This window comes from Pseudomonas sp. EL_65y_Pfl2_R96, from assembly GCF_963970905.1.
Taxonomy (GTDB): Bacteria; Pseudomonadota; Gammaproteobacteria; order Pseudomonadales; family Pseudomonadaceae; genus Aquipseudomonas.
The window spans coordinates 1-469 of sequence record NZ_CAXAQH010000304.1 but is presented as its reverse complement, the minus strand read 5'-3'; the positions used below and the strand labels follow the sequence as shown (position 1 = coordinate 469).

Genomic DNA, 469 nt, shown 5'->3' with positions numbered 1-469 from the left:
CACCCGCCGCGGCAATCACGAAATCATGATGCGCGGCACCTTCGCCAACATCCGCATCAAGAACTTCATGCTGAAGGGCGCCGACGGCAACATTCCGGAAGGCGGTCTCACCAAGCACTGGCCCGACGGCGAGCAGATGTCGATCTACGACGCCGCCATGAAGTACCAGGAAGAGAAGGTGCCGCTGGTGGTGTTCGCGGGCGCCGAATACGGCAACGGCTCGTCGCGCGACTGGGCCGCGAAGGGCACGCGCCTGCTGGGCGTGCGCGCCGTGATCTGCCAGAGCTTCGAGCGCATCCACCGCTCCAATCTGGTGGGCATGGGCGTATTGCCGCTGCAGTTCAAGCTCGATCAAAACCGCAAGAGCCTGCACCTGACCGGCAAGGAAACCTTCGAGATTAAGGGCCTGAGTGGCATTGAGCTGACGCCGCGGATGAATCTGCCGCTGGTGATCACCCGTGAAGACGGG

At 62.9% G+C, this 469-nt stretch carries 1 pseudogene; it reads left to right on the top strand.

Features of this window, described 5'->3' with window-relative positions:
• Nucleotides 1-469, top strand: a pseudogene (locus AACY49_RS30755) (aconitate hydratase); the annotation flags it as partial.